Origin of the sequence: Kocuria sp. PD6 (assembly GCF_031844145.1) — a bacterium.
Taxonomy (GTDB): domain Bacteria; phylum Actinomycetota; class Actinomycetes; order Actinomycetales; family Micrococcaceae; genus Kocuria; species Kocuria marina.
In genome coordinates this window covers 76,902-101,283 of sequence record NZ_JAUZUS010000003.1, presented here as the reverse complement: position 1 = coordinate 101,283, position 24,382 = coordinate 76,902, and the positions used below count along the sequence as shown (strand labels likewise).

The 24,382-nt window shown below is 66.0% G+C and carries 19 protein-coding genes; 14 read left to right on the top strand and 5 right to left on the bottom strand.

Annotated features, from left to right (window positions below; genetic code table 11):
• Window positions 1-45: 45 nt before the first annotated feature.
• Window positions 46-1,059, bottom strand: coding sequence for an o-succinylbenzoate synthase (locus tag Q9R22_RS03495; RefSeq protein WP_311254063.1), 1,014 nt, complete (start codon window positions 1,057-1,059; stop codon window positions 46-48).
• Between the two features lie 351 nt (window positions 1,060-1,410).
• On the opposite strand from Q9R22_RS03495, the gene Q9R22_RS03490 reads away from it, so the two are divergent.
• The 4 genes from Q9R22_RS03490 (at window position 1,411) to Q9R22_RS03475 (ending at window position 5,558) form a co-directional block, all read left to right on the top strand.
• Window positions 1,411-1,671 (top strand): hypothetical protein, encoded by a 261-nt coding sequence (locus tag Q9R22_RS03490; protein ID WP_143467430.1) that lies wholly within the window; start codon window positions 1,411-1,413, stop codon window positions 1,669-1,671.
• A gap of 3 nt (window positions 1,672-1,674) precedes the next feature.
• Window positions 1,675-3,015 (top strand): glycosyltransferase family 2 protein, encoded by a 1,341-nt coding sequence (locus Q9R22_RS03485; protein ID WP_206069185.1) that lies wholly within the window; start codon window positions 1,675-1,677, stop codon window positions 3,013-3,015.
• Entirely contained in the window at window positions 3,012-3,662 is a 651-nt protein-coding gene (locus tag Q9R22_RS03480) for a calcium-binding protein (protein ID WP_239317923.1), read from the top strand. The genes Q9R22_RS03485 and Q9R22_RS03480 overlap by 4 nt, the downstream gene beginning before the upstream one ends.
• A 123-nt stretch (window positions 3,663-3,785) precedes the next feature.
• Entirely contained in the window at window positions 3,786-5,558 is a 1,773-nt protein-coding gene (locus tag Q9R22_RS03475) for a DUF2334 domain-containing protein (RefSeq protein ID WP_311254062.1), read from the top strand.
• A gap of 71 nt (window positions 5,559-5,629) precedes the next feature.
• Here the strand turns inward: Q9R22_RS03475 and Q9R22_RS03470 are convergent, their stop codons facing one another.
• The 3 genes from Q9R22_RS03470 to Q9R22_RS03460 all read right to left on the bottom strand — a co-directional run bounded on the left by Q9R22_RS03470 (window position 5,630) and on the right by Q9R22_RS03460 (window position 8,624).
• Window positions 5,630-6,097, bottom strand: coding sequence for a DUF4282 domain-containing protein (locus Q9R22_RS03470; RefSeq protein ID WP_035960269.1), 468 nt, complete (start codon window positions 6,095-6,097; stop codon window positions 5,630-5,632).
• A gap of 424 nt (window positions 6,098-6,521) precedes the next feature.
• Window positions 6,522-8,048: a catalase gene (locus Q9R22_RS03465; protein WP_311254061.1), complete on the bottom strand. Its 1,527-nt coding sequence runs from the start codon at window positions 8,046-8,048 to the stop codon at window positions 6,522-6,524.
• 72 nt (window positions 8,049-8,120) lie between these two features.
• On the bottom strand, window positions 8,121-8,624 hold the full coding sequence (locus Q9R22_RS03460) for a Fur family transcriptional regulator (RefSeq protein ID WP_260856717.1): 504 nt from the start codon (window positions 8,622-8,624) through the stop codon (window positions 8,121-8,123).
• Window positions 8,625-9,146: 522 nt separating this feature from the next.
• Here Q9R22_RS03460 and Q9R22_RS03455 point away from each other — a divergent pair.
• The 6 genes from Q9R22_RS03455 (at window position 9,147) to Q9R22_RS03430 (ending at window position 18,076) form a co-directional block, all read left to right on the top strand.
• Window positions 9,147-11,135: a class I SAM-dependent DNA methyltransferase gene (locus Q9R22_RS03455; RefSeq protein ID WP_311254060.1), complete on the top strand. Its 1,989-nt coding sequence runs from the start codon at window positions 9,147-9,149 to the stop codon at window positions 11,133-11,135.
• Entirely contained in the window at window positions 11,132-12,427 is a 1,296-nt protein-coding gene (locus Q9R22_RS03450; protein WP_311254059.1) for a restriction endonuclease subunit S, read from the top strand. The genes Q9R22_RS03455 and Q9R22_RS03450 overlap by 4 nt, the downstream gene beginning before the upstream one ends.
• On the top strand, window positions 12,424-15,597 hold the full coding sequence (locus Q9R22_RS03445) for a UvrB domain 3-containing protein (protein ID WP_311254058.1): 3,174 nt from the start codon (window positions 12,424-12,426) through the stop codon (window positions 15,595-15,597). Before Q9R22_RS03450 ends, Q9R22_RS03445 begins: the two co-directional genes overlap by 4 nt.
• Window positions 15,598-15,658: 61 nt before the next feature.
• On the top strand, window positions 15,659-16,900 hold the full coding sequence (locus Q9R22_RS03440) for a heparan-alpha-glucosaminide N-acetyltransferase domain-containing protein (RefSeq protein ID WP_311254057.1): 1,242 nt from the start codon (window positions 15,659-15,661) through the stop codon (window positions 16,898-16,900).
• A 120-nt stretch (window positions 16,901-17,020) separates the two neighbouring features.
• A complete protein-coding gene (locus Q9R22_RS03435; protein ID WP_311254056.1) occupies window positions 17,021-17,506 on the top strand; it encodes a helix-turn-helix domain-containing protein in 486 nt (161 codons plus the stop codon).
• 6 nt (window positions 17,507-17,512) lie between these two features.
• Window positions 17,513-18,076 (top strand): PIN domain-containing protein, encoded by a 564-nt coding sequence (locus Q9R22_RS03430; RefSeq protein ID WP_311254055.1) that lies wholly within the window; start codon window positions 17,513-17,515, stop codon window positions 18,074-18,076.
• 149 nt (window positions 18,077-18,225) lie between these two features.
• Here the strand turns inward: Q9R22_RS03430 and Q9R22_RS03425 are convergent, their stop codons facing one another.
• Entirely contained in the window at window positions 18,226-18,663 is a 438-nt protein-coding gene (locus Q9R22_RS03425) for a cytidine deaminase (RefSeq protein ID WP_311254054.1), read from the bottom strand.
• 586 nt (window positions 18,664-19,249) lie between these two features.
• Between Q9R22_RS03425 and Q9R22_RS03420 the strand changes: the two genes are divergently transcribed.
• Genes Q9R22_RS03420 through Q9R22_RS03405 form a run of 4 tightly spaced genes read left to right on the top strand, consistent with a single transcriptional unit; the run spans window position 19,250 to window position 24,379 of the window.
• Window positions 19,250-20,458, top strand: coding sequence for a TAXI family TRAP transporter solute-binding subunit (locus Q9R22_RS03420; RefSeq protein ID WP_311254053.1), 1,209 nt, complete (start codon window positions 19,250-19,252; stop codon window positions 20,456-20,458).
• Window positions 20,455-22,704 (top strand): TRAP transporter permease, encoded by a 2,250-nt coding sequence (locus Q9R22_RS03415; protein WP_311254052.1) that lies wholly within the window; start codon window positions 20,455-20,457, stop codon window positions 22,702-22,704. Before Q9R22_RS03420 ends, Q9R22_RS03415 begins: the two co-directional genes overlap by 4 nt.
• Window positions 22,701-23,507, top strand: coding sequence for an enoyl-CoA hydratase-related protein (locus Q9R22_RS03410; RefSeq protein WP_311254051.1), 807 nt, complete (start codon window positions 22,701-22,703; stop codon window positions 23,505-23,507). The genes Q9R22_RS03415 and Q9R22_RS03410 overlap by 4 nt, the downstream gene beginning before the upstream one ends.
• The gene (locus Q9R22_RS03405; protein ID WP_131332400.1) at window positions 23,504-24,379 is read left to right on the top strand and encodes a 3-hydroxyacyl-CoA dehydrogenase family protein; all 876 of its coding nucleotides are present in this window, start codon (window positions 23,504-23,506) and stop codon (window positions 24,377-24,379) included. The genes Q9R22_RS03410 and Q9R22_RS03405 overlap by 4 nt, the downstream gene beginning before the upstream one ends.
• Window positions 24,380-24,382 lie beyond the last annotated feature (3 nt).

Genomic DNA, 24,382 nt, shown 5'->3' with positions numbered 1-24,382 from the left:
AAGGGGCCGATCCTACCCATGCGTAGTGTCGGCCCCTTCCGCCGTCTAAACGTCCCCGCCCCGCAGCACCTCATACGTGCGGGAGATCCGCTCGAGCCACCAGTCACGGCGCGGGCCCGTGACCGCGTGTTCCGTCAACAGATCCTCGGAGACCGCCACGTCCCGCACCGGGAGGTAGCCGTCCACCGGGCGCAGGGGCTCGGCGGTGACGTCCGCGGTCATCAGGGACAGCGTCCCGAGCCCGCACGCGTACGGCAACTCCGGTAACGCCGCGGCGAGTGCCACGCCCGCCCGGATCCCCACCGAGCTGTCGATGGCGGAGCTGACGACGGCGGGCAGCCCGGCCTGCGCGACGATCTCCAGCGCTCGGCGTACCCCGCCCAGGGGTGCGACCTTAACCACGATCAGATCCGCCGCGTCGGCCCGAGCCACGGCCAGCGGGTCCTGCGCCTTGCGCACGGATTCGTCCGCGGCGATCAACAATTTGTTCCCCGCGTCCCGCAGCCGACGGCGCACGTCGGCCAGCCCCGGCACGGTGGCCACGGGTTGCTCGGCGTACGCGAGCTCGAACTCGCTCAGGGTGATGAGTGCGCGTACGGCGTCGTCCTCGCTCCAGCCCATGTTCGCGTCCACGCGCAGTTGCGCGTCCGGGAGGGCGGCGCGCACGGCGGCGACGCGAGCGACGTCGTCCGCGAGGCTCTGTCCGCGTTCGGCGACCTTGATCTTCACGGCGTGCACCGCGCCGCCGTACCCCGCCAGGACCTCCGGGACGCGCTCGGCGGGGACGGCCGGGACCGTGGCGTTGACGGGCACCCGGGTGCGCACGGGGTCGGGGAACCCGGTCCATGCCACCTCGATGCCCGCGCGCAACCACGACGTCGCTTCGGCGTCCTCGTACTCGGGGAAAGGACCGAACTCGCCCCAACCCGCCGGGCCGTGGAAGACGACCGTTTCCCGGGCGGTGACCCCCCGGAACCGCACGCGCATGGGCAGGGAAACCACCCGAGCGGTATCGAGCAGATCGGACAGTGGGGGTATGGACATCACCGAAGAGAGCATGGCCCTAGGGTACGTGTCCGCCTTGATCGCAACGCCGGTTACTGTCCCCTGTTTGGCGTTACTTCATAGAGTTTGAGCCCATAACTTTCTATGTAAATGCATCTATTTACATGCGAAACGCGCTTTTTATGCCACTGCGCGCCGAAAGGCTTCCCCGGAGACCCCACACCTCCGTGGGCCGCTCGGCCCACAAAGCGTTCGCAGTCGCAATTACGTGCCACAACGCATAGTTGTGCCCGACGTATTCTGGAGGGGTCACACGTGTCGTGAGTCCGGGGGGATGATCGCGACACCACAGGGGGAATCGGGGGATTCGTGTTGCATGTCTTTGCGCTGTCCGAAATCGCGTCCGTGGGGGAAACGTTGCAGGCGTTCCTGCAGGGCGGCAGCCGCGTGCTGTTGATGATCGCCATGGTGCTGTTCCTGGCGTACCTGCTGTTCTTCCTCAGCACGGTGTCCATCGCGAGCGCCATCACCACGTGGCACCAGATCCGGCGCAGACCCCGTCAGGCCGCGCACCCGCGCGAGATGGCGCCCGTGACCGCCGCCGAGGACCAGCCGTACCAGGAGCTGCCCGCGCACGGTCGGCACGCGCTGAAGGTGAAGGGCTGAACCGTGATCCTGGTCTTCGGTCATCGTATCGACCTCATCCTGGTGCTCGCCGTGGTCCTCGTGGCCCTGAGCGTCCTGTACGGCATGTTCATCCTGGTGCTCTCCCGCTTCGAACCGCAGCGCTCTCAGCACCGTAGGGTGAAGATCGCCACCGTCCCCGGCCACCACAAGGTGGTCTTCGTGATCCCGTGCCTCAACGAGGAACGCGTCCTGCGGCCCAGCCTCGAGCGGCTCGTCGGCTTGGACCACCCGGACGTCCAGATCATGGTGATCGACGACGGTTCCGACGACGGCACGGCCGAGATCGTGCGCTCGTTCCCGGACCCGCGCGTGCACCTGTTCCAGCGCACCCTGCCCCACGCCCGCGAGGGGAAGGGCGAGGCGCTCAACGCCGCCATCCAGTACCTGCGCACGAGCGATCTGATCGCCGGGACGTCTCATTCTGACGTGGTCGTGTGCGTCATGGACGCGGACGGACGTCTGGACCCGCACGCCCTGGACGACGTCATGCCCCTGTTCAAGGACAACCGCCTGGGCGCGGTGCAGATCGGCGTGCGGATCAACAACCGCCAGCAGAACCTCCTGGCCCGGATGCAGGACCTCGAGTTCGTGCTCTACACCCACGTGTTCCAGCGGGGCCGCCGACACCTGGGCAGCGTGGGACTCGGCGGCAACGGCCAGTTCGTCCGGCTCTCCGCGCTCGACGGGCTGGGTGTGTCCCCGTGGTCTCGCAGCCTCACCGAGGACCTGGATTTGGGCGTGCGACTGCTCATGGACGGGTGGCAGACCGAGTTCGTCTCCACCGCGTCCGTGCACCAGCAAGGACTCGTGGACGTCAAGCGCTGGGTCAAGCAGCGCACCCGGTGGTTCCAGGGCCACCTGCAGTCCTGGAACCTGGTGCCGTGGGTGCTGCGGGACCTCACCGGCAGCCGCCGGGCGGATCTCTTGTACCACCTGACGAGCCCGTTCCTCTTGCTGCTTACGTCCTTCCTGTCTCTGGCGTTCGCCTTCTGGGTGCTGGACCTCGCAGTCGGGATCGTCACGGGTCACGCCGTGGTCTCCGGGTGGTGGCTCTCGTCCTACCTGATCGCGTTCGGACCCGCGCTGCTCTACGGGCTGGTGTACTGGTCGCAGGAACGTCACAGCGGTCTGAACCCGGTCAAGGCCGTGGGCCTGGTCCACCTCTACGTGCTCTACGCCGTGCTGTGGTATGTGGCCGGCTGGAAGGCCGCGTGGCGCGCGGTGCGCGGCCACAACGGCTGGGCCAAGACGGAACGCGTGGTCGAGAACCAGGAGCAGGTGGACTCCTCGGCCCGGGAGCTCACGGTGGAGGCCCATGCATGAGGAAACGCGGCGTCGTCGTACTCGTCGCGACGATCGTGCTGGTGCTCGCGGTGATGGCCGTCATGAATAACCTGTGGCGCGTGCAGCCGTGGGCGGACGGGGAGGTGCACGGGCGCTGGCAGGTCATGTACACGGGCTACGGCACCGTGAAGGGCAACGACCGGCAGGTGCTGCTGGAACCCCACACGGCCGAGGCCGCCATCGTGACCCACGGGGCGCTCGTGCACACGGTGGAGAACTACGACGACGCCGACTTCGCCGTCACGGTGCGCACCGAGGAGCAACTGCGCCGCAATGACGAACCCAATGCGTGGGAAGTGGGCTGGGTGCAGTGGAACCTGCGCGACAACGACCACTTCTACGCGGTGGCGCTCAAACCCAACGGCTGGGAGATCTCCAAGCAGGACCCGGCCTACCCGGGGGCGCAGCGGTTCATCGCCTCCGGTGGGGACTGGACCTTCCCGGTGGGCAGGGACTACCGGGTGGAGATCACGCAGGACTGGCCCAGGATGACGGTCACGGTGGACGGGACCGAACTGGCCACCGTCACGGACGAGGAGACTCCCTACCGAGGTGGCGCGATCGGGTTGTACACGGAGGACGCCAAGGTCCTGTTCCACGATTTCGAGATCATGGGGCAGGGCTGACGGGATCGTCCGCGCCGGGCTGGCGCGGACGGTTGCGGGGTGCGTACGGCAGCGCACCCGACAAGGGGGGACGCGCGGTCCGGGGGGACCCGCGGGAACGTGCGGAAACACAGGGAGACAACGATGGACGGGGACTTCAAGCTCACACGGCGAGCGCGGATCGGGTGGCTCACGGGCATGGCCGTGATCCTGACGATCGCGCTCGTGGTGGTGTTCGGCCTCACGAGCAGTGCGCTCGTGGAGGGGCAGGCTTCGAGCCTGGCCAAGCAGTACACGGATCCCGAGTTGGACGGGGCGAGCTCCACCGAACCGGAGGAGCAGCTGTCCGCGAGCTACGGCCGGGACAGTGGCAAGTCCACACTCGTGCTCTACGACAACACCGGTGCCGCCGCGGACACCAACGCCATGTACGCGATCGCCACGGGCAACCTGCTCACACACTTCGGGAAGACCGAACTCAAGCCGGTGGCCGACTACACGGACGCCATGGTCGAGAACTACGACGCCGCGGTGTACATCGGCGCAGACCACCGCGTCCCGCTCCCCCAGGCCTTCCTGGACGACGTCCGCTCCACCGACAAGCCCGTGATGTGGTTGGGCCGCAACATCGAGGCCCTCGCGGGTCCCGACGACGCGCAGAACGCCCAGTTCCGGGACAAGTACCGCTGGGACCCCCGCGCCGCGACCACGGTGGACAGTTCCAAGGTCACCTCGGTCGAGTACCAGGGCGAGAAGGTGCACCGGGAGACCCAGGGTGCCCCTGAGATCGTGGTCCCGTTCACCGGCACGAACGACAAGGTGGAGGTCCTGGCGACGTCGCAGTGCACCGAGCACGGTAAGCCCACCTCGTGCACGCCGAACGGTTCCCCGCAGGCCCCGTGGGCCATCCGCTCCGCGAACCTCACGTATTTGGCCGAGGTGCCCCTGGACTACATCGACGCGAACGACGTGTACCTGGTCTACACGGATCTCTTCTACGACCTCGTGGGTTCGGACGCCCCCGCGGTGAAGCAGGCCGCGGTGCGCCTGGAGGACGTGGGGCCGGAGTCCAACCCGAAGGACCTGCGCCGCGTGGCCGATTACCTCGCGTCCGAGAACGTCCCGTTCCAGGTGGCCGTGATCCCCATCCAGATTGGGCAGAACAAGGACGGCTCCGACTGGTACGGGCTCAGCCTCACCGACCGGCCCGAGGTCGTGGACGCCCTGAAGTACATGCAGAGCAAGGGTGGCACGCTCATCCAGCACGGCACCACGCACCAGATGGGCACCATGGACAACCCGTACAGCGGGCGTTCCGGTGAGGATTACGAGTTCTACCAGTTCGGATGCACGTCCACCGGCACCGCGCCCTACACGTTCGAGGAGTGCACCAACGACTCCTACATCACGCCCGTGGGCCGCGTGGCCCAGGACGACGTGGACCAGTGGAAGGACCGCCTCGAGGCGGGACGCTCCGTGATGGAGGACGCCGGTCTGGGCGCGCCCACGATCTTCGAGACCCCGCACTACGGCGGGTCCGTGAACTCGTACGTGGCCATGGCCCGGGAGTACGACGCGCGCTACGAGCAGGGTGACTACTACGCGAGCATTCTCACGGGGCAGCCCTCCGAGGCCGGAAAGTCCTACAGCCAGCAGTTCCCGTTCACGGTGAGCGACATCTACGGCGGCACGGTCTACCCCGAGAACCTGGGCAACATCACCGAGGGCGAGCAGAACAACCACACGATCCGCGATCCCAAGTTCCTGATCTCCCGGGCCAAGGCGAACCTCACGGTGCGCGAATCCACGGCCAGCTTCTTCTTCCACCCGTACCTGGATCTGAACTACCTCAAGCAGACGGTGCACGGGATCGAGGACCTGGGCTACGAGTTCACACCGGTCACGGAGCTGAAGTAGTGCGCGCCCGGGCCGGCGCCCCCACTCGGGACGCCGACCCGGACGCACAACACCCTGGGTTCAGCCGCGGGTCAGCGCCTCTCCACGAGCGCGGTCGTGTTCTGGGCGGTGCGGATCATGGAGATCACGAACTCCAGGAACACGCGCATCAGCACGATGTTGATCAACACACTCACGAGCCCGAAGATCACGAACAGTAGACCCGCGGCGCTCTCCGTGAGCGCCACCAGTCCCGAGATCACCATGATCAATCCGCCCAGTGCGCTGAGTGCGATCGACAGGACGTAGATGAACTTCGCGAACTTGATGGTGATGAAGTGCTTGAAGTCCAGGTCGAACAATGCGGCCAGGAAGCCCGGCTCGCTATCGGGGCGGTGCGGCGCGTGCGGGGGCTGCGCAGCGCCGTCGTGCGGGGCGGGGTACGCATCGTGGCGGGGGGTGCTACCGGCGGCGTAGGGGTGACCACCGTCCGCTCGGGGACCGGCCACCGGCTCCCGGGGATCGTTGTGGTCGTAGCGGGGGTAATTCTGCTCGGACATGACACTCCTCGTGGGGGCGATAAGTGAAGGACACGGGGCCGCGGACAGCAGCCCCGCCCTCATTCTGACCCGCGGGCGTGCATTCGCAAACGATTGCTCTGTGACGCCGATGCCGAAGCGCGGACATTACGCGCCGGACGACGCCGCGCCGCGCGGCTCCCCGGCCCGTCCTTGCCGAACGGGCCCGTGCTCGAGGTGAGCGGTCGGGTCCCTCCCCCTGGAGCGCTCAGTTGTCCGCGCGCCCTCTGGCAGATGCCCGAGACCCGGAACGCGCGAACACCCGGCCAGGATCACTGACCGGGTGTTCGCACGCGTGTGAACGTCAGGGGTGGGCGGCCTTCGGCGGCCGGGAGCCCCGCACGGTGATCATCCCACCGCGCCCGGGCCCACCGAACTCACCAGGGGTCCGTTCACCCCCGGAGCGTTACTCGCTGATCTCGGAGTTGCTCGTGGGGTCCTCGTCCACGCCCATGCCCGGAACCTCGGGGTTGGCGGCGTTGGACTTGACGGCCTCCTCGATACGCTGACCGATGTTCTCGTCCACGTTCTTCCAGTACTGGAAGGCGTTCGAGAGCACCGGCTCCTCGACACCTTCGAGGGCGCCGGCCACGGTCTGCACGAACTGCGCGCGCTGCGCGTCGTTGAAGACCTCGCGGATCAGGGTGCCCGGCTGACCGAAGTCGTCGTCGTCCTGACGCAAGGTGTAGGCCTCGCGGACCAGAGCGCCGTCGTTCTCCCAGCCGTTGTCCACGGGACCGGTCTCGTCCGACCAGGAGTCACCGAAGGAGTTCGGGGCGTACACGCGACGAGCGCCGGAGTGGTTGTACCACATGTGGCCCTCGAAGTTGTAGGTGTGCACCTCGTTGATCGGGCGGTTGACCGGCAGCTGCTGGAAGTTGGTGCCGATGCGGTAGAGCTGGGCGTCCGCGTACGCGAAGTTGCGGCCCAGCAGCATCTTGTCCGGGGAATTGCCGGTGCCGGGAACCATGTTCGCCGGGGAGAACGCGGCCTGCTCGATCTCCGCGAAGAAGTTCTCCGGGTTGCGGTTCAGGGTCATGGTGCCGACCTTGTGCCGCGGGTAGTCCTTCTGGGGCCAGACCTTGGTCAGGTCGAAGGGGTTGAAGCGGTAGGTCTTGGCCTCCTCGTACGGCATGATCTGCCAGTACAGGTCCCACTTGGGGAACTCGCCGTTCTTGATGGCGTCGAAGAGGTCGCGGCGGTGGACGTCACCGTCGGCACCGGCCAGGCGCTCGGCCTCCTCGTTGGAGAGGTTCTCCACACCCTGCTGGGAGATGAAGGCCCACTTGACCCAGAACTTCTCGCCCTGCTCGTTGACGAGCATGTAGGTGTGCGAGCTGTAACCGTTCATGTGACGCCAGGTCTTGGGCAGACCGCGCTCACCCATGAGGTAGGTGACCTGGTGTGCGGACTCGGGGTTGTTGGTCCAGAAGTCCCACTGCATGGTGCCGTCACGCAGGCCGGAGTCCGGCAGGCGCTTCTGGGAGCGGATGAAGTGCGGGAACTTCATGGGGTCGCGCACGAAGAACACCGGGGTGTTGTTGCCCACGAGGTCGAAGTTGCCTTCTTCGGTGTAGAACTTCAGGGCGAAGCCACGGACGTCACGCCAGGTGTCCGGGGAGCCCAGCTCGCCGGCCACGGTGGAAAAGCGAGCCAGCATCTCGGTCTTCTTACCCGGCTGCAGGAAGTCCGCCTTTGTCCACTGCGAGACGTCCTCGGTGACCTCCAGGGTGCCGAACGCGCCCGCGCCCTTGGCGTGGGGACGACGCTCGGGAACGTTCATCCGGTTGAAGTGCTGCAGGGTCTCCACCAGGTGGTGGTCGTGCAGCACGATGGCTCCGTCGCGGCCCGTGGTCAGCGAGTTGCGGTCGCTGACAGCGGGAATGCCGGCCTGGGTCGTGGACCCGGTGGCGTGCGGGGTGGGTTCCGTCATCGCGTACTCCTTGATGGGGTTGGGATGGGTGGGTGAACCGGTGACCCGGATGGGTTCCCGGAGCTCAGGGGTCTAGACGGGCACCGCGGTCGCACCGGCCCGCTGGGCCGAGCAGTCGGAACACACGCCTTGGTAGACGACATCGGCCACGTGGATGCTCATCCCGTGGGTCTCGCTGGGGGTCAGGCACGGTGCATGCCCCACGGCACAGGCCACGTCCTCGATGCGTCCACACACCGTGCACACGGCATGGTGGTGGTTGTCGTCGACCCGGGTTTCGTACCGTGCCGGGGAGTTCGCCAGGTCCAGCTGGCGCAACAGTCCGGCGTCCGTGAGCGAGTGCAGCACCACGTAGATGGACTGCACCGTGATCTCCGGCAATGCCGTGCGCACGTCCGCGAGCACCTCGTCCGCGGTGGCGTGCTGGTGGCGCTCGAGCGCGTCCAACACCGCCAGTCGGGGCTTGGTGACCCGCAGTCCGGCCGCCCGGATCCGATCGGTCCACGGCACGGGCACGACGGCGCCGCCGCCGTTCTCCCGTTCCCCGGGCTGATCGGTAAGAGTGGTCGAGGTCATAGCTTCACTATGTCATGTTTTGAGTTACTCATCAAAAGGTTGCGGGGTGTGCCGGGTGACGGGAGGGTGAACCCTCGGGGAGGGCGGCTTCCCCCTCCTCACCCTCTGGCGCCGCGGCAAACGCTCTCCACTACATCCATGCCGCGATCCGCACGGTTTTTCCTTGTTTTCTGATCGTTCTGCACCACAGATGTTCCCACCCGCTGTCCAGCGGCGTGTCCGTTCGCGCGGGCCATCGACGACGCCCGCGTCCTCCGCGGCGCCGAACTGCGGGCGGCCGTACTACCTGTCCGGGTGCTTCACGGCAAGGTACAAACCCGCGAGCCCACAGAGGGTCTCCAACAGGGGCAGGTCACACTGTCACCAGTTCGTGCAACAGACCCATTTGGTTCCGCTGGTTGGCCGGCACCAGATCCGAAAACCTTCAGCTCACAGAAGGCCGCGCAGAGAACAGCTTCTCATTGCCCCCCTCGTAGACTGCACGGTAGACCCCCGCCCCACCGAGTAAGGCAGCCACCCACCGTGTTTAACCACGCGTCCTTCATCTGGGGTGCCGCAGACATCCTGCGCGGCACCTATAAGCAGCACCAGTACGGGGATGTGATCCTGCCGTTCACGGTCCTGTTCCGCCTGGACGCCGTGCTGGCCCCCACCAAGGAGGATGTGCTGGAGGCCATCGGCCCCACCTACGTGGACACTGAGCCGCCCCTGGCGATGATCCGCAACCGCACCAAGCAGGCCGGCAACGAGCACACGTACAACTTCTTCAACCGCTCCCGCCACACCCTCAAGACTTTGCAGGGTGACCCCAACAACCTCGAGGAGAACCTGCGGGACTACGTCAACGCCTTCTCGGAGAACGTGCGCGAGATCTTCCAGAAGTACGAGTTCGAGCAGACCATCTCCGGCCTCGCCCAGCACGATCTGCTCCTGCAGGTCCTGCAGCACTTCACCAAGGCCAACCTGCACCCGGATGCGGTGTCCAACGAGCAGATGGGTCACATCTTCGAGGAACTGATCCGCAAGTTCGCGGAAGCGTCTAATGAGACCGCGGGTGAGCACTTCACCCCGCGCGAGGTCATCGACCTCATGGTCACTCTGCTGCTGCACGACGACGAGGAGCTCACCACCCCCGGCATCGGCCGCGACGTCTACGACCCCACCGCGGGCACTGGCGGCATGCTCTCCGCCGCCGAGAACAAGATCAAGCAGTTCAACAGCGAGGCCTGGGTCAACCTGCTGGGCCAGGAGATCAATCCCGCCTCCTACGCGATCTGCAAGGCCGACATGGTGGTCAAGGGCCAGCCCATCGACAACATCGTCCTGGGCAACACCCTGACCAACCCGGCGTTCGAGAACCGCACGTTCCACTACTGCCTGTCGAATCCACCGTTCGGTGTGGATTGGAAGCAGCACCGCAAGGCCGTGGAGACCGAACATCAGATCGCAGGGTTCGCCGGCCGCTTTGGCCCCGGCCTGCCCCGCGTCTCGGACGGCTCGCTCCTTTTCCTGATGCACCTGATCTCCAAGATGCGCGAACCCAGCGCCACGGAGGAGAACCAGTCGGCCGGCCGCGCGGCCATCGTGCTCAACGGCTCCCCTCTGTTCACGGGCGGCGCCGGCTCCGGGGAATCCAACATCCGCAAATGGGTGCTGGACAACGATTACCTCGAGGCGATCATCGGTCTGCCCACGGACATGTTCTACAACACCGGTATCTCCACCTACGTCTGGATCCTGTCCAAGGACAAGGCCCCGCAGCGCCGCGGCAAGGTCCAGCTGATCGACGCGACCGGCATGTTCGTGAAGATGCGCAAATCCGTGGGCTCCAAGCGCCAGGAGCTCTCGCGGGAGAACATCGCGGAGATCAGCCGGATCTACGACGAGTTCACCGAGTCCCAGCACTCCAAGATCTTCCGCACCGAGGACTTCTTCTACCGCACCATCACGGTCGAGCGCCCCCTGCGCCTGAACTTTGCGTTCACCCCCGACCGCATCGAGCGCGTCATGGCCTCCAAGCCGGTCGCCAAGCTCCCCGACGACGACGCCGCCGTACTCCGTTCCGCCCTCCACGACCGGTCTCAGCGCGCGGGCGGCGAGGTCAGTACCAACAAGAGCGCGTTCACCTCGGAGCTACTCGAGGTCCTGGTCGAGGCCGGGCTGCAGGTGAAGCCCGCGGCACTCAAGGCCATCGTGACCGAGCTGAGTGAGCGGGACGAGAACGGGGAGCTGCAAACCAATCGCGTGAAGGACCCGGAACCGGACCCCACCCTGCGTGACACCGAGAACGTCCCCTGGGATCAGGACATCCACGAGTACCTGGAGCGCGAGGTCAAGCCCTTCGTCCCCGATGCCTGGATCGACGAATCCAAGACCAAGGAGGGCGCAGAGATCCCCTTCACCCGCCACTTCTACGAGTACGTCCCACCCCGACCGTTGGATGAGATCGACCGCGACCTTGACGAGGTTCTGGGCCGCATCCGCGCGCGACTGGAGGAGATGAAGCGATGAGCCCCTTAGGGATTTCAGCAACGTTTCCTATGGTTCGCCTCGCCTCAGCAGCACGGCGTGTAGCGCCTGTTGAAGGGCCCTCCCGGTTCACTCTGGCCCTAGAATCTATTGGTTCAGGGACCGGTCAGCTAGTTGAGGACCCCTGGGTCGAGTCTTCGACCCCAGGAAATCTCTATGAACCGGACGATATCCTATATGGGAAACTTCGTCCTTACTTAGCCAAGGTATGGGTTGCTGACCGCGCCGGCAACTACGTCGGTGATTTTATTCGCATTACTGCTCGGAGTTCTTTCGATAGCCAGTTTTTGAAGTACGTAATTCTTACTCCGTCTTTTATTTCCGAGGCCTCTGCTGGATCAGTAGGCTCCAAGATGCCACGTACTGAATGGGATACACTCAAACAAATTCAAATCCCTGCTCCGAGGTTGGAGCAGCAGCAACAGATCGCGGACTACCTCGACCACGAGACCGCCGAAATCGATTCCTTTATCGAGGGTCAACAGCGTCTGCAAGCCCTGTTTGACGAGAGGATACTCTCCTCTATAACCAAATTAACTTCCGGGAGCGACAGAAGGACAGCGCAGACGGGAAGTTTTTGTCAACCGGTGCTACCCCCAGATTGGACGCTTGCACGCGTAAAATCCGTATCTACTATGGTTACCGATGGTGCTCACATTTCCCCGGAGACAGAAGAAGGGGTCTTCCCGTTCGTTTCCACGCGGGATGTAAAAAGCGGGAACATCGATACCACTAACTGCCTAAGGACTTCCAAAGAAACAGCAGCCTATATGATTCGCACGGGCTGCAAACCCGTCCCAGGAGACATTTTATTTTCAAAAGATGGTACCGTCGGTGAAGTAGCAGTCGTGACCGATGGAACACCATTCGTTGTAGCATCATCGTTGGTGATCATCCGACCGCGACCAGATCTCATTACTTCAGATTTTCTCAGTCGTTCTTTACAATCGAAATCTGTGAAGGATCAGGCGAGGTCCTTCACGAAAGGGGCGGGACTGCCGAGGATTTCGGTGGCCAACGTTTCGCGCCTCGAAATTCCAGTGCCGTCATTGGCCTGCCAGAAAGAAATAACGGATTCTCTTGATTTGGAGATACTAAAAACTCAGGAAATAATTGGGGACACAGATTTGCTTATTAAGCTTGCCCAAGAGCGACGCGCCGCGCTCATTACCGCCGCGGTGACCGGGCAAATCGACGTCACCGCTAAGAACAAGCCCGCAGCGGAGCAGCTCGAGGACGACGTCGCGCAGGGTCTGCACAGGGAGTACGCATGAGCGCGCCGCATCAAGAAAAACCATTCCAGAGGGAGATCGCCGAGTACCTGGAGGGGCACGGGTGGTCCCACTCCCCCAACTCCCAGGGCTACGACAAAGAGCGGGCGCTGTTCCCCGAGGACGTTCTCGGCTGGCTGCAGGACACGCAACCGGAGCAGTATGCCCGGATCGTTCCAGAGCACGGCGATGACGCCGCGCGGGCCAAAGGCGAGCGCCGGATTCTGGATCGCCTGGCATCTCAGCTGGGGCAGTCGGAAAAGGCCGGCGGTGGCACCCTCAATACGCTTCGTCGCGGTTTCTCGGTCCCCGGGGCGCAGCGGTTCAGCATGCTCACGGCTCCCCCAGCGGACCACCGCAACCCCCGGATCACAGAGCGCTACGCGAAGAACCGGGTGCGGGTGGTGCAGGAGGTCGGCTACTCCACGCGGAAGAGCGACCGGATCGACCTGGTGCTGTTCCTCAACGGGCTGCCCGTGGCGACCATTGAGATCAAGACGAACTTCACGCAGTCGCTGCAGGCGGCCATCGAGCAGTACAAGACGGAACGCACGCCAGCCGGTGAACCGCTGCTGACCCCGCATCGAGGTGCACTGGTGCACTTCGCACTCACCGAGAACGACGTCTACATGACCACCCAGCTCAGGGGCGCGGACACATTTTTCCTGCCCTTCAACCAGGGGCATGACAACGGAGCTGGCAACCCGCCGTCGCAGGACGGCGTGGCCACGTCCTACTTCTGGGAGCACATCCTGGACAAGGACACGTGGATCACGATCCTCACGAAGTTCGTGTACGTGAACCACGAGAAGAAGACCGATCCCCGGACGGGGCGGGTCACCGAGTCCAGCCAGATCCGCTTCCCTCGCTTCCATCAGTGGCGCGCGGTCACCAAGCTCACCGAGGCCGCCAGAGAAGACGGACCCGGGCAGAAGTACCTCATCCAGCACTCTGCAGGTTCCGGCAAGACGGACTCGATCGCCTGGACCGCCCACCGCATGGCGTCCCTGCACGCACCGGAGGGCGAGAAGGTCTTCGACACCGTGTTCGTCATTGCGGACCGGCAGGTGCTGGACCGCCAGCTCCAGGACGCGGTGGATCAGCTGGTCGTGACCACGGGAACCTTCGAACCCATCACCTCCGGTTCCGAGGGCTCCAAGACCGAGCGCCTGCTGGAAGCGTTGCGGGCGGGCACGCAGATCATCGGCGTGACCCTGCAGACCTTCCCGTACGCCCTCGCCAAGATCCGGGAAAAAGGCGGGACATTCGAGGGCAAGCGCTTCGCGGTGATCGCGGACGAGGCGCATTCGTCGCAGACCGGCGCGGCGGCGTCGTCGGTCAAGGACCTGCTGTACCGCAACGACCCGACCGCGGCGCAGACGGGCGAGGAGACCGAGCTGGAGCCGGGCGCGGAGACCGAGCTGGAGCCGGGCGCGGACCAGGACGCCCTGGTCCAGATGGCCGCACAGGCGGACGACGGTCGTCGGATCAGCTACTTCGCGTTCACCGCAACCCCCAAGGCCAAGACCCTGGATCTGTTCGGCACCCCGGGTCCGGACGGTAAGCGACAGGCGTTCGACCTGTACTCCATGAAGCAGGCCATCCAGGAGGGGTTCATCCTGGACGTGCTCAAGAACTACACCACGTACGAGATGGCCGCCCGGATCGCCCTCAAGGGTGCGGACCCCGAGACGGTGCCCGAGGGCAGGACGGGGACTGCGGCGTCGTCGACCGAGGACGAGGTGGACGTGCGCAAGGGGACGCGCGCGTACATCGGGTTCGTGGAGCTGCACCCCACGAACGTGGATTCCAAGGTGGACGTGATCCTCAAGCACTATCAGCACACCGTGAAGAAGGAGCTGGGCGGGCGCGCGAAGGCCATGGTGGTGACGGGGTCGCGTGCGTCCGCGGTGAAGTACCAGCGGGCGTTCCAGAAGCACATCGAACGGGAGAAGCTGCCGCTGCAAACCCTCGTGGCATTCTCGGGCTCGCTGCCGGATCCGGATGTTACCGCGATCGGTAACACGGCCGTGCCCGAGGTGACCGAGGCGTCCATGAACCCGGAACTGCGCGGGAGGGACCTGGCCGGGGTGTTCGGGCAGGAGGACCAGAACATCCTGATCGTGGCGAACAAGTACCAGACGGGTTTCGACCAGCCGCTGCTCACCGCCATGTACGTTGACAAGCAGCTGTCCGGGATCGCCGCGGTGCAGACGCTGTCGCGGCTCAACCGGCGCGCGGACGGCAAGAAGAACACGTACGTGCTGGACTTCGTCAACGCCCCCGCCCAGATCCTGGCGGCGTTCCAGGACTACTACGAGGACGCGCGCATCGAAACCGATTCGGACCCGGACCTCGTGGCCAAACAGATGACCAAGCTGGATGCTGCCAACATCTACACACCCGCGGAGGTCGACCGGGTGTGGGCGGCGTGGTCGGACAGGAACGGCAAGCGCGGCGCGCTGACCTCGGCGCTGGTGCCGGCGGTCGAGCGGTTCACCAACCGCTGGTCCCGCGCCGTGTACGACGACGACGCCGCAGCGCGCGACGAGCTCGACGAGTTCCGTTCCCTGCTGGGCCAGTACACGACGTCCTATGCGTTCTTCTCCCAGATCCTCAACTTCGGGGACACGTACTACCTCAAGCTCTCGGTGTTCGCGGACCTGTTGGCGCGACTGCTGCGCGAACAGCTGGACGGCGGCGAGCGCGAGACGGTGACCGCGGACGATGTCGTCCTCACTCACTACCGGCTCGAGAAGCAGCGGGACGAGGACCTGCAACTGGAAGACGGCGAGGCACGGGGCTTGCAGGGCATGACCGAGGCCGGTATGACCCGCCAGGAGGAACGCGAGCGGGCGGCCAAGGCCGAACTGGTGGAGAAGGTCAACAGATTCCTCGGAGGCCTGGATGCCAGCGACGAGCACAAGGTGAGCACCGTGGAACTACTGGTCCGCGAGGCCGCCGAGAACACGGACCTGCAGCAACAGGCGCGCAACAACACCAGGGCGGACTTCTCGCATTCCCCGCAGGTGCGTCTTGTGCTGGAGGATTCCGTATGGAATCAGAACCGCCAGTCCGAGGCGATCGCCAAACGGCTCCAGGAGCTCCCACCCACCGATCTGGTGGAACTGGCCATGGCGTTCGATTTGTGGGAACGGTCGCGGGCAGGGTAGGGCTTATCCCTGAAAGCACGTGTTAGGGGGCCGCGAGGCCGGGGGGAACTCAGGAGGACGAGTGAATTCGACACGACGCGGTGGCACGGGGGACGTGGCAACCGCAACGGACGGGGCGCCGCGCAAGCGGCGACTGGTGGGGATCGATGCCGCCCGGGGGCTGGCACTGATCGGGCTCATGGCCATCCACCTGCTGCCCGCGTGGAACGAACAGACCGGGGAGGCCAGCTGGTCCTGGCGGTTGTTCTCCGGGCACTCGGCGGCCCTGTTCGCGCTGTTGGCCGGAGTGGGCCTGGCACTGGGCTCCGGCGCCCGGCAACCACGCGAGGGGCGAGCCCTGACCGCTGACCGGGTGAGTGTCCTGGTCCGCGCCCTGCTGATCGTCACGGTGGGTATGACCGTCAACGCCGCGATGCCGGAGGACCCTCCCGCCTACAACATCCTGTTCTACTACGGCATGTTCTTCATCCTGGCCATCCCGTTCCTGCATGCCCGCCCCAAGACGCTGTTCATCTGGGCCGCCGCGTTCGGGATCCTCTCGCCCCTGCTGATGCAGCGCATGCTGGATGTCCTGCCGGAGTGGTGGTATTACAACCCCACGCTGCCCAATGTCCTCAGCAACCCCGCGGGCACGCTGTCTCAGCTTCTGCTGACCGGCAACTACCCGGCGCTGCCGTACATGACGTATCTGCTGGTCGGGATGGGGCTGGGCCGCTTGGATCTGCGAGCAGTGCGCACCCAGGTCCGCTTGGTGATCGTGGGCGTCGCGCTCACCGTGTTGGCCCAGCTCGTGTCCGCCGTGCTCCTCTACGGCCTCGGGGGCTACTCCGTATTGCAGGAGGCATCGCGCTTAAGCGAGTCCACGCTCGACGAGATCCTGGTGTGGGGTACCGACTCGCTACCGACCGACACCGGGTGGTGGCTGGCCATCACGACCCCGCATTCCAACACGCCGCTGGCCATTGCGACCAGCCTCGGGCTGAGTCTGGCGGTGCTGGGGGTGTTCCTGCTGATCAGCCAGAAGATCGGGGACTGGCTCGTGCCGTTGTCCGCGATGGGATCGATGACCCTTACGCTGTACTCGGCGCACCTGCTGGCGCTGTCCCTCGAGCTGCATTACGACTCCCCCTACCTCTGGTACCTCGTGCACGTACTGGTGGCCGTCGTCTTCGCCGTCATCTGGCAGCGGACTCTTGGGCAGGGACCACTCGAGCGGGTGGTCGCCTACTGCGCGAAGGGGACGCGCCGCCTCGTCGCCGGGCGGGGCGGCAATGCCAATCCTGGAAGGACCCGCAACCCCTAACTGGCGTCAACCTCATCCCGCGGTACCCGCTCTGGCGTTCGACCTATGGAAGCGGCTGCGGGCAGGGTGAGGTGGAGTGACGACATTTTGAATATTTCGAATAGTCAGTAGGGTAGAAACATGACAACCGCCCCGCTGGATCGCTCAACTGTCGCACCCACCCCGGCTCATGAGGAAGAACTGAAAGCCCTCGCGGCCTTCCTCGAGCCCACGCCCTCGGCACAGGGCCGCGGGATCCCATATCTGGTGTCTCCGACCGGAGCCACACAGCAGATCCCCGCTGAGGTCTACTCCCTGCTCACACACGTCGTGGACGCGCTTGCCAACAACCGCGGCGTCTCCGTGGTACCTACCAACGCAAAGCTGACCACCCAGCAAGCTGCTGATCATCTGGGAATTTCCCGGCCGACACTGGTCAAGCTGCTGGAGCAAGGTGATATCCCATTCACCAAGGTCGGAAGGCACCGCAGAGTCCTGCTGACTGATCTCATTGCCTACGAAGAACGTCTCGAGAAGACACGCCGCGAAGGTCTCCGACAGGCAACTCACGAGGCAGCTAACCACGGCACATACTTCGACATCCCGGCAGACCCGGCCACCCGGTAAATCCCCATGTCGTTCCCGGTGGTTCTCGATGCATGCGTATTGATTCCCATGCCTATCGCAGATCTATTACTGCGTCTGGCCACGGCCAAGCAATTCAGGCCGCTTTGGTCGGATGAGATTCTGAACGAGGTAGAGAGCAATCTGGTGAAGAAGCTTCACAAGGACCCGCACAGCGCTCGCAGACGTGTGAACGCCATGCGGGACTTCTTCCCCGACGCTCTGGTCGAGAACTACGAGAGCCTCGTGCCTGCCATGACCAATGACCCCAAGGACAGACATGTGCTGGCGGCAGCGGTCCGTTCAAGAGCCGAGCTCATCGTGACATCCAACCAGAAGGACTTCCCGGCGACCGCCCTCAAGCCCTATGACGTTGCGGTGCGGTCTCCGGATGACTTCTTACTTGACCAGTTGGATTTGGACCCTTCAACCGTGGTCCGCATCGCCAAAGAAGTGGTGGCTGATATGCGGAATCCGAAGATCACGTGGAATGGGTACCTCGAGGGTCTCGCTCGCGTCGGCTTGCCTCTATTTGCTACGGAACTCGAAAAGCGGGCCGTAGGAGTCGGCTAGAAGCCAGTTCCAGGGGACACCCCACAATGCGGACTCCCCATCCTCATCGTCCCGGCCGTCGCTACGCCGGCGCTCGCTCCCCCACGCTCATTCCTCGAGTGCTCATGAGGGAACCGTATGCCGGACCCACTTCCCCGCGGGGCATCCCGTCACCGCAGCCAGCCGGGGTGGGCGTCACCCGTCAGCGCGGTCAGCCAGTAGTCCGGCAGCAGGTCCGCCAATCGCTTCCACACGACCGCCGTGGGATCGTCCCGGTCCGCCACCGCCGCCAGGACGTCCGGCCCGTACGCCGCCAGCCGTTCCCGGCACACCCCGCACGGGCTCAGCACGACGACGCTGCCATCCGCCCTGCGGTGCATACACACCGAGGCCACCACCCTGAGGTCCAACCGGTGGGCGGCACAGTACGGTTCGATCTCGTGGCACACCTCGACCGCAGCATTCGGCATGTCCGGGGCGGTTCCGGTGACCACGGTGCGGTCCTCGAGCAGCATGGCCGCCGCACCGTGCTCCGACCCGTCCGGAAACCGGGTTTCGAGTAGTGCCTTGCACTCGGTCACGACGTAGTCCAGAGCGGAAGTGTCCATGGCCGGAGCCTATCGGGGAGCGCGCCGCATGGGTCGATTGGCCAGTCGGCCAGAGTTGCCCGCGGTGCGACCACGTTCCGACGCCGGCCCGGCGGACGATCGAACCCTCGAACCGACCGAGGTGACGGTCGCACGGTGGAGCTGCAGCGGCGTCGTCTCCTCGCGGACCTGCGTGTCCACCAGGCCGCGATGCGACGTCGCGAGAGCGACACCCCGCCCACTGCCTGACATCTGAGGCACTCTCGAGCCACCGGGTGCACTTTCAGGCGCGTCGAGGCCAGGAATACCCGCTGTTCGTGGCTTCAACGTGCCTCACAGTCCGGGGGCTGGCCAGAACGTGCCTCAAAATGCGCACGTTGGTCCAAACGCGCCCCAGAGTTCGAGGACTGGCAGGGACCCGCCGCCGCCACCGTGACGCATTGCCCCACCTGACCCTCGGCGATACTGGTTAGGCATCAATCGACCGGAAAGTGTCGTGGGTCACGCAATTGACGGTATGAATGTACCCACCGGTCGAACCGGCCCCCGCGCACCCTGCGGCGGCGTTGGGCCGGTGGGTCCATCGCATCACTCCCGTGGAGGCACCATGACACGAACCCTCAGCCGACGATCGTTGCTGGCCGCAGCGGCGTCGTTGCCCGTGATCGGGGGCCTGTCGGCCTGCGCGGGAGGCCCGCGCGCGACCGACCGCACGCATCAGCTGGTGTGGTCCACCTACGGCGTGGGCACCGGGACGTACAACGACCTCGCGACGGTCGCGAACACCCTGACCCAGCGCACGGGACGGCAGATCCGGTTGATGACCTCGGACACCGGCATCGGGCGCCTGGCCCCGCTGATCAACGGCACGGCCCAGTACTCGCGCACCGGGGACGAGTACTACTACGCGTTCGAGGGCAATGACGAGTACTGCTCCGAGCAGTGGGGCCCGCAGGCGCTGCGCCTCGTGTGGACTCCCCCGGGCAACTACGGGGTGCTGGTGCGCAAGGACAGCGGCATCGAGACCGTGGCGGACCTCAAGGGCCGCAAGTTCCCCAAGCTGATCGCGAGCACGTCCATCAACCGCAAGATGGAGGCGATCCTCAACTACGGCGGCCTCACCGGCAAGGACGTCCAGATGGTGGACGTCACCTACAGCGGCCAGATCGAGGCGCTGAAGACCGGTCAGATCGACACCCTCTACCAGAACGTGGTGGGCGCCAACGTCTCCGAGCTGGCCTCCCAGTACCCCATCCGCTGGCTGGGCCTGGGCGGCGGCACGCCCTCCCAGTACGCCACGTGGAAGGAGCTCGCGCCGATGGTCAAACCCGGCGAGTTCTCCAAGGGTGCGGGCCTGGCCAAGGGGGAGACGGCGGTGAACATGCAGTACACCATCCCGGTGGTCGCCCGCGCGGACCGCCCCGCGGACGAGGTCGCCGCACTGGTCGCGGACATGGACCGCTACTACCCGGACTACAAGGACATGACCCCGGACGCCCACCGCTTCGGCACCGACCAGATCCAGCTCACGCCCCTGGTGATCCCGTTCCACGACGCCATGGTGGAGTTCCTCACCAGCAAGGGCCGCTGGAGCAAGGACCTGCAGACCCGCCAGGACGCCCTGCTGGAGCGCGAGCGCCGCATGCACGAGGCCTGGCCCGCGTTCTGGCAGGACCACAAGGACCGTGAGGACCCCAAGTCCGCGCGCAAGGAGTGGGTGGACTGGAAGAAGGCCAACCTTCCCGAGCTCCCGGACACCCCCGGCACCCTGCCCGGCGCCTCGTCCACCACCGCACCCTCCGGAGGCCACGCATGAGCACCCCGTACCAGACCGACGACGCCGCCGGCCCCGCCGATGCCGTGACTCCCGCTGGCACCGCTGGCCCCATCACCGCCCCCGGACCGGCCATCGACCCTCGCACCGGCGCTCCGCTCACCGCCACGCACCCGCACGGGGGCGACGACGCCGCCCAGCCCACCATGCCCTCGGACGTCTCCCTGCACGACGCGAGCCCGCGGCTGACGCTGTTCTGGCGCAGCCTGGTGATCGTGCTGACCGTGGTGGGCGTGCTGCTGACCATGAACCAGGTGTTCTTCTGGAACGTGGGCGGGGTGACCATCCCCACCAACTCGTTCCTGTACCTGCTGATCGCGGTGTTCGTGCCGATCGTGTTCATCGTGACGCCCATCCGCAAGCACGCCCCCGGTGCCGCGGCTCGGCAGCGGCGGGGCGTGCCGTGGTACGACGTCCTGCTGCTGCTGGCCGTGGTGGGCACCAGCGCGTACTTCGCGGTGCATGGCATCGAGATCCAGGAGTACGGCTGGCAGTACATGGCCCCCACCCTGGCCACCGTGCTGAGCTTCGTGTTCTGGGCCCTGATCCTGGAGACCCTGCGCCGGGCCGCCGGGCTCGTGGTGCTCGTGATCGCGTTCCTGTTCTCCGTGTACCCGCTGTTCGCGGGGATCATCCCGCTGTCCTTCCTGCAGGGCATCTCTTACGACCTCCCCACCCTGGCCCAGGTGCACACCATGGGCGTGGACAGCGTACTGGGCCTGCCCCTGCAGACCGCGGGCACCATCCTGGTGGGCTTCCTGCTGTTCGGCGTGGTTCTGCAGCACACCGGCGGTGCGGACTTCTTCCACGAGCTGTCCATGGCCGTGTTCGGCCGCTACCGCGGCGGCTCCGCCAAGGTGGCCGTGGCGAGCTCCGCGGCCATGGGCATGATGAGCGGCTCGGCGGTGTCCAACGTGCTGACCACGGGGCCCATGACCATCCCGGCCATGAAGCGCTCCGGGTTCAGCGCCCGGGTGGCCGGGGCCGTGGAGGCCACCGCGTCCTCCGGCGGCTCCATCACCCCGCCCATCATGGGCACCGCGGCGTTCCTCATGGTCTCCTTCGTGGGCGTGCCATACACGTCCATCCTGGTGGCGGCCACCATCCCCGCGATCCTCTACTACCTGGGCATCTTCCTGCAGATCGACGGCTACGCCGCCCAGCGTGGCCTGCGCGGCACGCCCAAGAACCTGCTGCCGCGCGCCCGCCACGCCCTGGCCATGGGCTGGCCCTACCTCGGCGCCCTGGCCGTGCTCACGGCGCTGCTGTTCACCACGGACTCCGAGGCCCGGGTGCCGTACTGGGTGGTGGCCATCCTGCTGCTGATCGCCCTGGTCAAGCCCAGCGTCACGTTCGGCCCCCGCCAGTGGGTGGACATGGGCGTGGACGTGGGCAAGACGCTGGCGCAGATCGTGGGCATCATCGCGGGCGTGGGCCTGATCCTGGGTGGGCTGACCGCCACGGGCGTGGCCCTGTCCCTGTCCCGCGACCTGGTGGCCCTGGTGGGCGACAACGTGGTGCTCGTCCTGATCGCCGGCGCCGTGGTGTGCTTCATCCTGGGCATGGGCCTGACCATCTCCGCCGCGTACGTGTTCCTGGCCATCGTGATGGTCCCGGCCGTCACGGCCCTGGGCGTGGACCCGATCGCCGCGCACCTGTTCGTCATCTACTGGGCCTCGGTCTCCTACATCACCCCGCCCGTGGGGCTCGCGGCCTTCGCGGCGGCGGGCATCTCCAAGGCCTCCCCCATGGCCACGTGCTTCTCCGCCATGAAGCTCGGCGCGGTGAAGTACGTGGTGCCGTTCGGCTTCGCGCTCAACCCCGCGCTGGTGGCCCAGGGCGAGCCCGTGCACATCGTGCTGGCCTTTCTCTCCAGCCTCGTGGCGGTCTACGCGATCGCCGCGGCCATGGGCGGCTGGCTCACGTTCGTGGAACGCCAGCTGCCCCTGTACCTGCGGGTGGTTCTCGCGGTGGGCGGATTCATGATGTTCTTGCCTGGGGCCCCGGTCACGCTCATCGGTCTGGCGCTGGTGGTCGCGGCCGCGGTGCTCGCGCGCCTGCGCCGGCCGCGCGCCGTCGTCGACCCCGAGACCGGGCAGATCACCCGGGTGCCGGAGGGAGCTGAGGTTCCCGACGCCGCCCGCGGCACGCACGGCGCGCACGGCACCGGCGGTGCCCCCGCGGGTGCGCACGCCCCGCACGAGAACACGAAGGAGAACGCATCATGAGCGCAGAGAACACCGACGTCCTGACCGTGGACGTCACGGACGGGATCGCCCTGGTCACCGTGAACCGGCCGGAGGTGCGCAACGCGATCAATGCGACCGTGCTGCGAGCCATCACCGAGACCCTCTCGCAGCTGGCCGAGAACGACGACGTGCAGGTGCTGATCTTCACCGGCACCGGGGACAAGGCGTTCGTGGCGGGCGCGGACATCAACGAGCTCGCCGTACGCACGCCCAAGGACGGGCTGAAGGCCACCATGCAGGGCGTGTACGAGAAGGTGGAGCAGTTCCCCAAGCCCACCATTGCAGCGGTGAACGGCTACGCGTTCGGCGGCGGCCACGAGCTCGCCCTGGCATGCGACATCCGCGTGGCCTCCACGAATGCGCAGTTCGCGCTGCCCGAGACCGGGCTGGGCATCATGCCCGCCGCGGGCGGCACGCAGCGCCTGGCCAAGCTCGTGGGCCTGGGCCGGGCCACCGAGATCGTGCTCACCGGGCGACGTGTGAAGGCGGACGAGGCCCTGGACATGGGGCTGGTGACCGAGGTGGTGGAGCCGGACGAGCTGCTGGTTACCGCCCGCGAGACGGCGCAGGCCATCATGGCCAAGGGCCCGCTGGCCATCCAGCTGGCCAAGACCGTGATCCGCCACGGCTTCGACGTGGACCACCAAACCGGGATCCTGTTGGAACGCCTGGCCCAGTCCGTGCTCTACAGCAGCGCCGAGAAGGCCGAGGGAACCACCGCGTTCCTGGAGAAGCGGACCCCCGATTTCCACAGTGCAGCACAGAAGGACGTGAGCAAGTGAGCGAGAACCCCCTGAAGGAGATCCAGCACATCACCGTGATCGGTGCCGGGGCCATGGGCTCCCAGATCGCCATGGTCTGCGCCCTCGCCGGGTACGACACGGACGTGGTGGACATCAAGCAGGAGGCCGTGGACAAGGCCTCCGAGCAGCTGCACTCCCGCATGGACCGTGACGTCAGCAAGGGCCGGCGCACCCAGCAGGACGTGGACGCCGCGTTCGAGCGCCTGACGTTCTCCACGGACCGGGACGCGTGCGCCGCGCAGGCGGACTTCGTGATCGAGGCCGCCGTGGAGGACCTGACCATCAAGCGTCAGGTCTTCGCGGAGCTGGACGCGGTGTGCCCCGAGCACACCATCCTGGCCACCAACTCCTCGAACATCGTGTCCTCGCGCGTGGCAGACGCCACCCACCGCCCGGAGAAGGTGTGCAACGTGCACTTCTTCAACCCCGCGCTGGTGATGAAGTGCGTGGAGGTGGTCCCCCACGAGGGCACCTCCCGTGAGACCGTGGAGACCGCCATGGAGCTGGCCCGCTCGATCGGCAAGGCCCCCGTGGAGCTCAAGAAGGAGGTTCCGGGCTTCGTGGCCAACCGCCTGCTCGGCGCCCTGCGCACGGAGGCGCTGAAGCTCTACGAGGACGGGGTGGCGGACTACAAGGACATCGACGTGGCCGCCAAGACCGCCCTGAACCACCCCATGGGCCCCTTCGAGCTCATGGACATGGTGGGCATCGACGTGGTCTACCTGATCCGGCTGGCCGAGTACGAGCAGACCGGTGACCCCGCGTCCCTGCCAGCCGAGTCCATCACGGCGAAGTACGAGGCCGGTGACTACGGCCGAAAGACCGGCCACGGCTGGTACGACTACGAGTAGGAC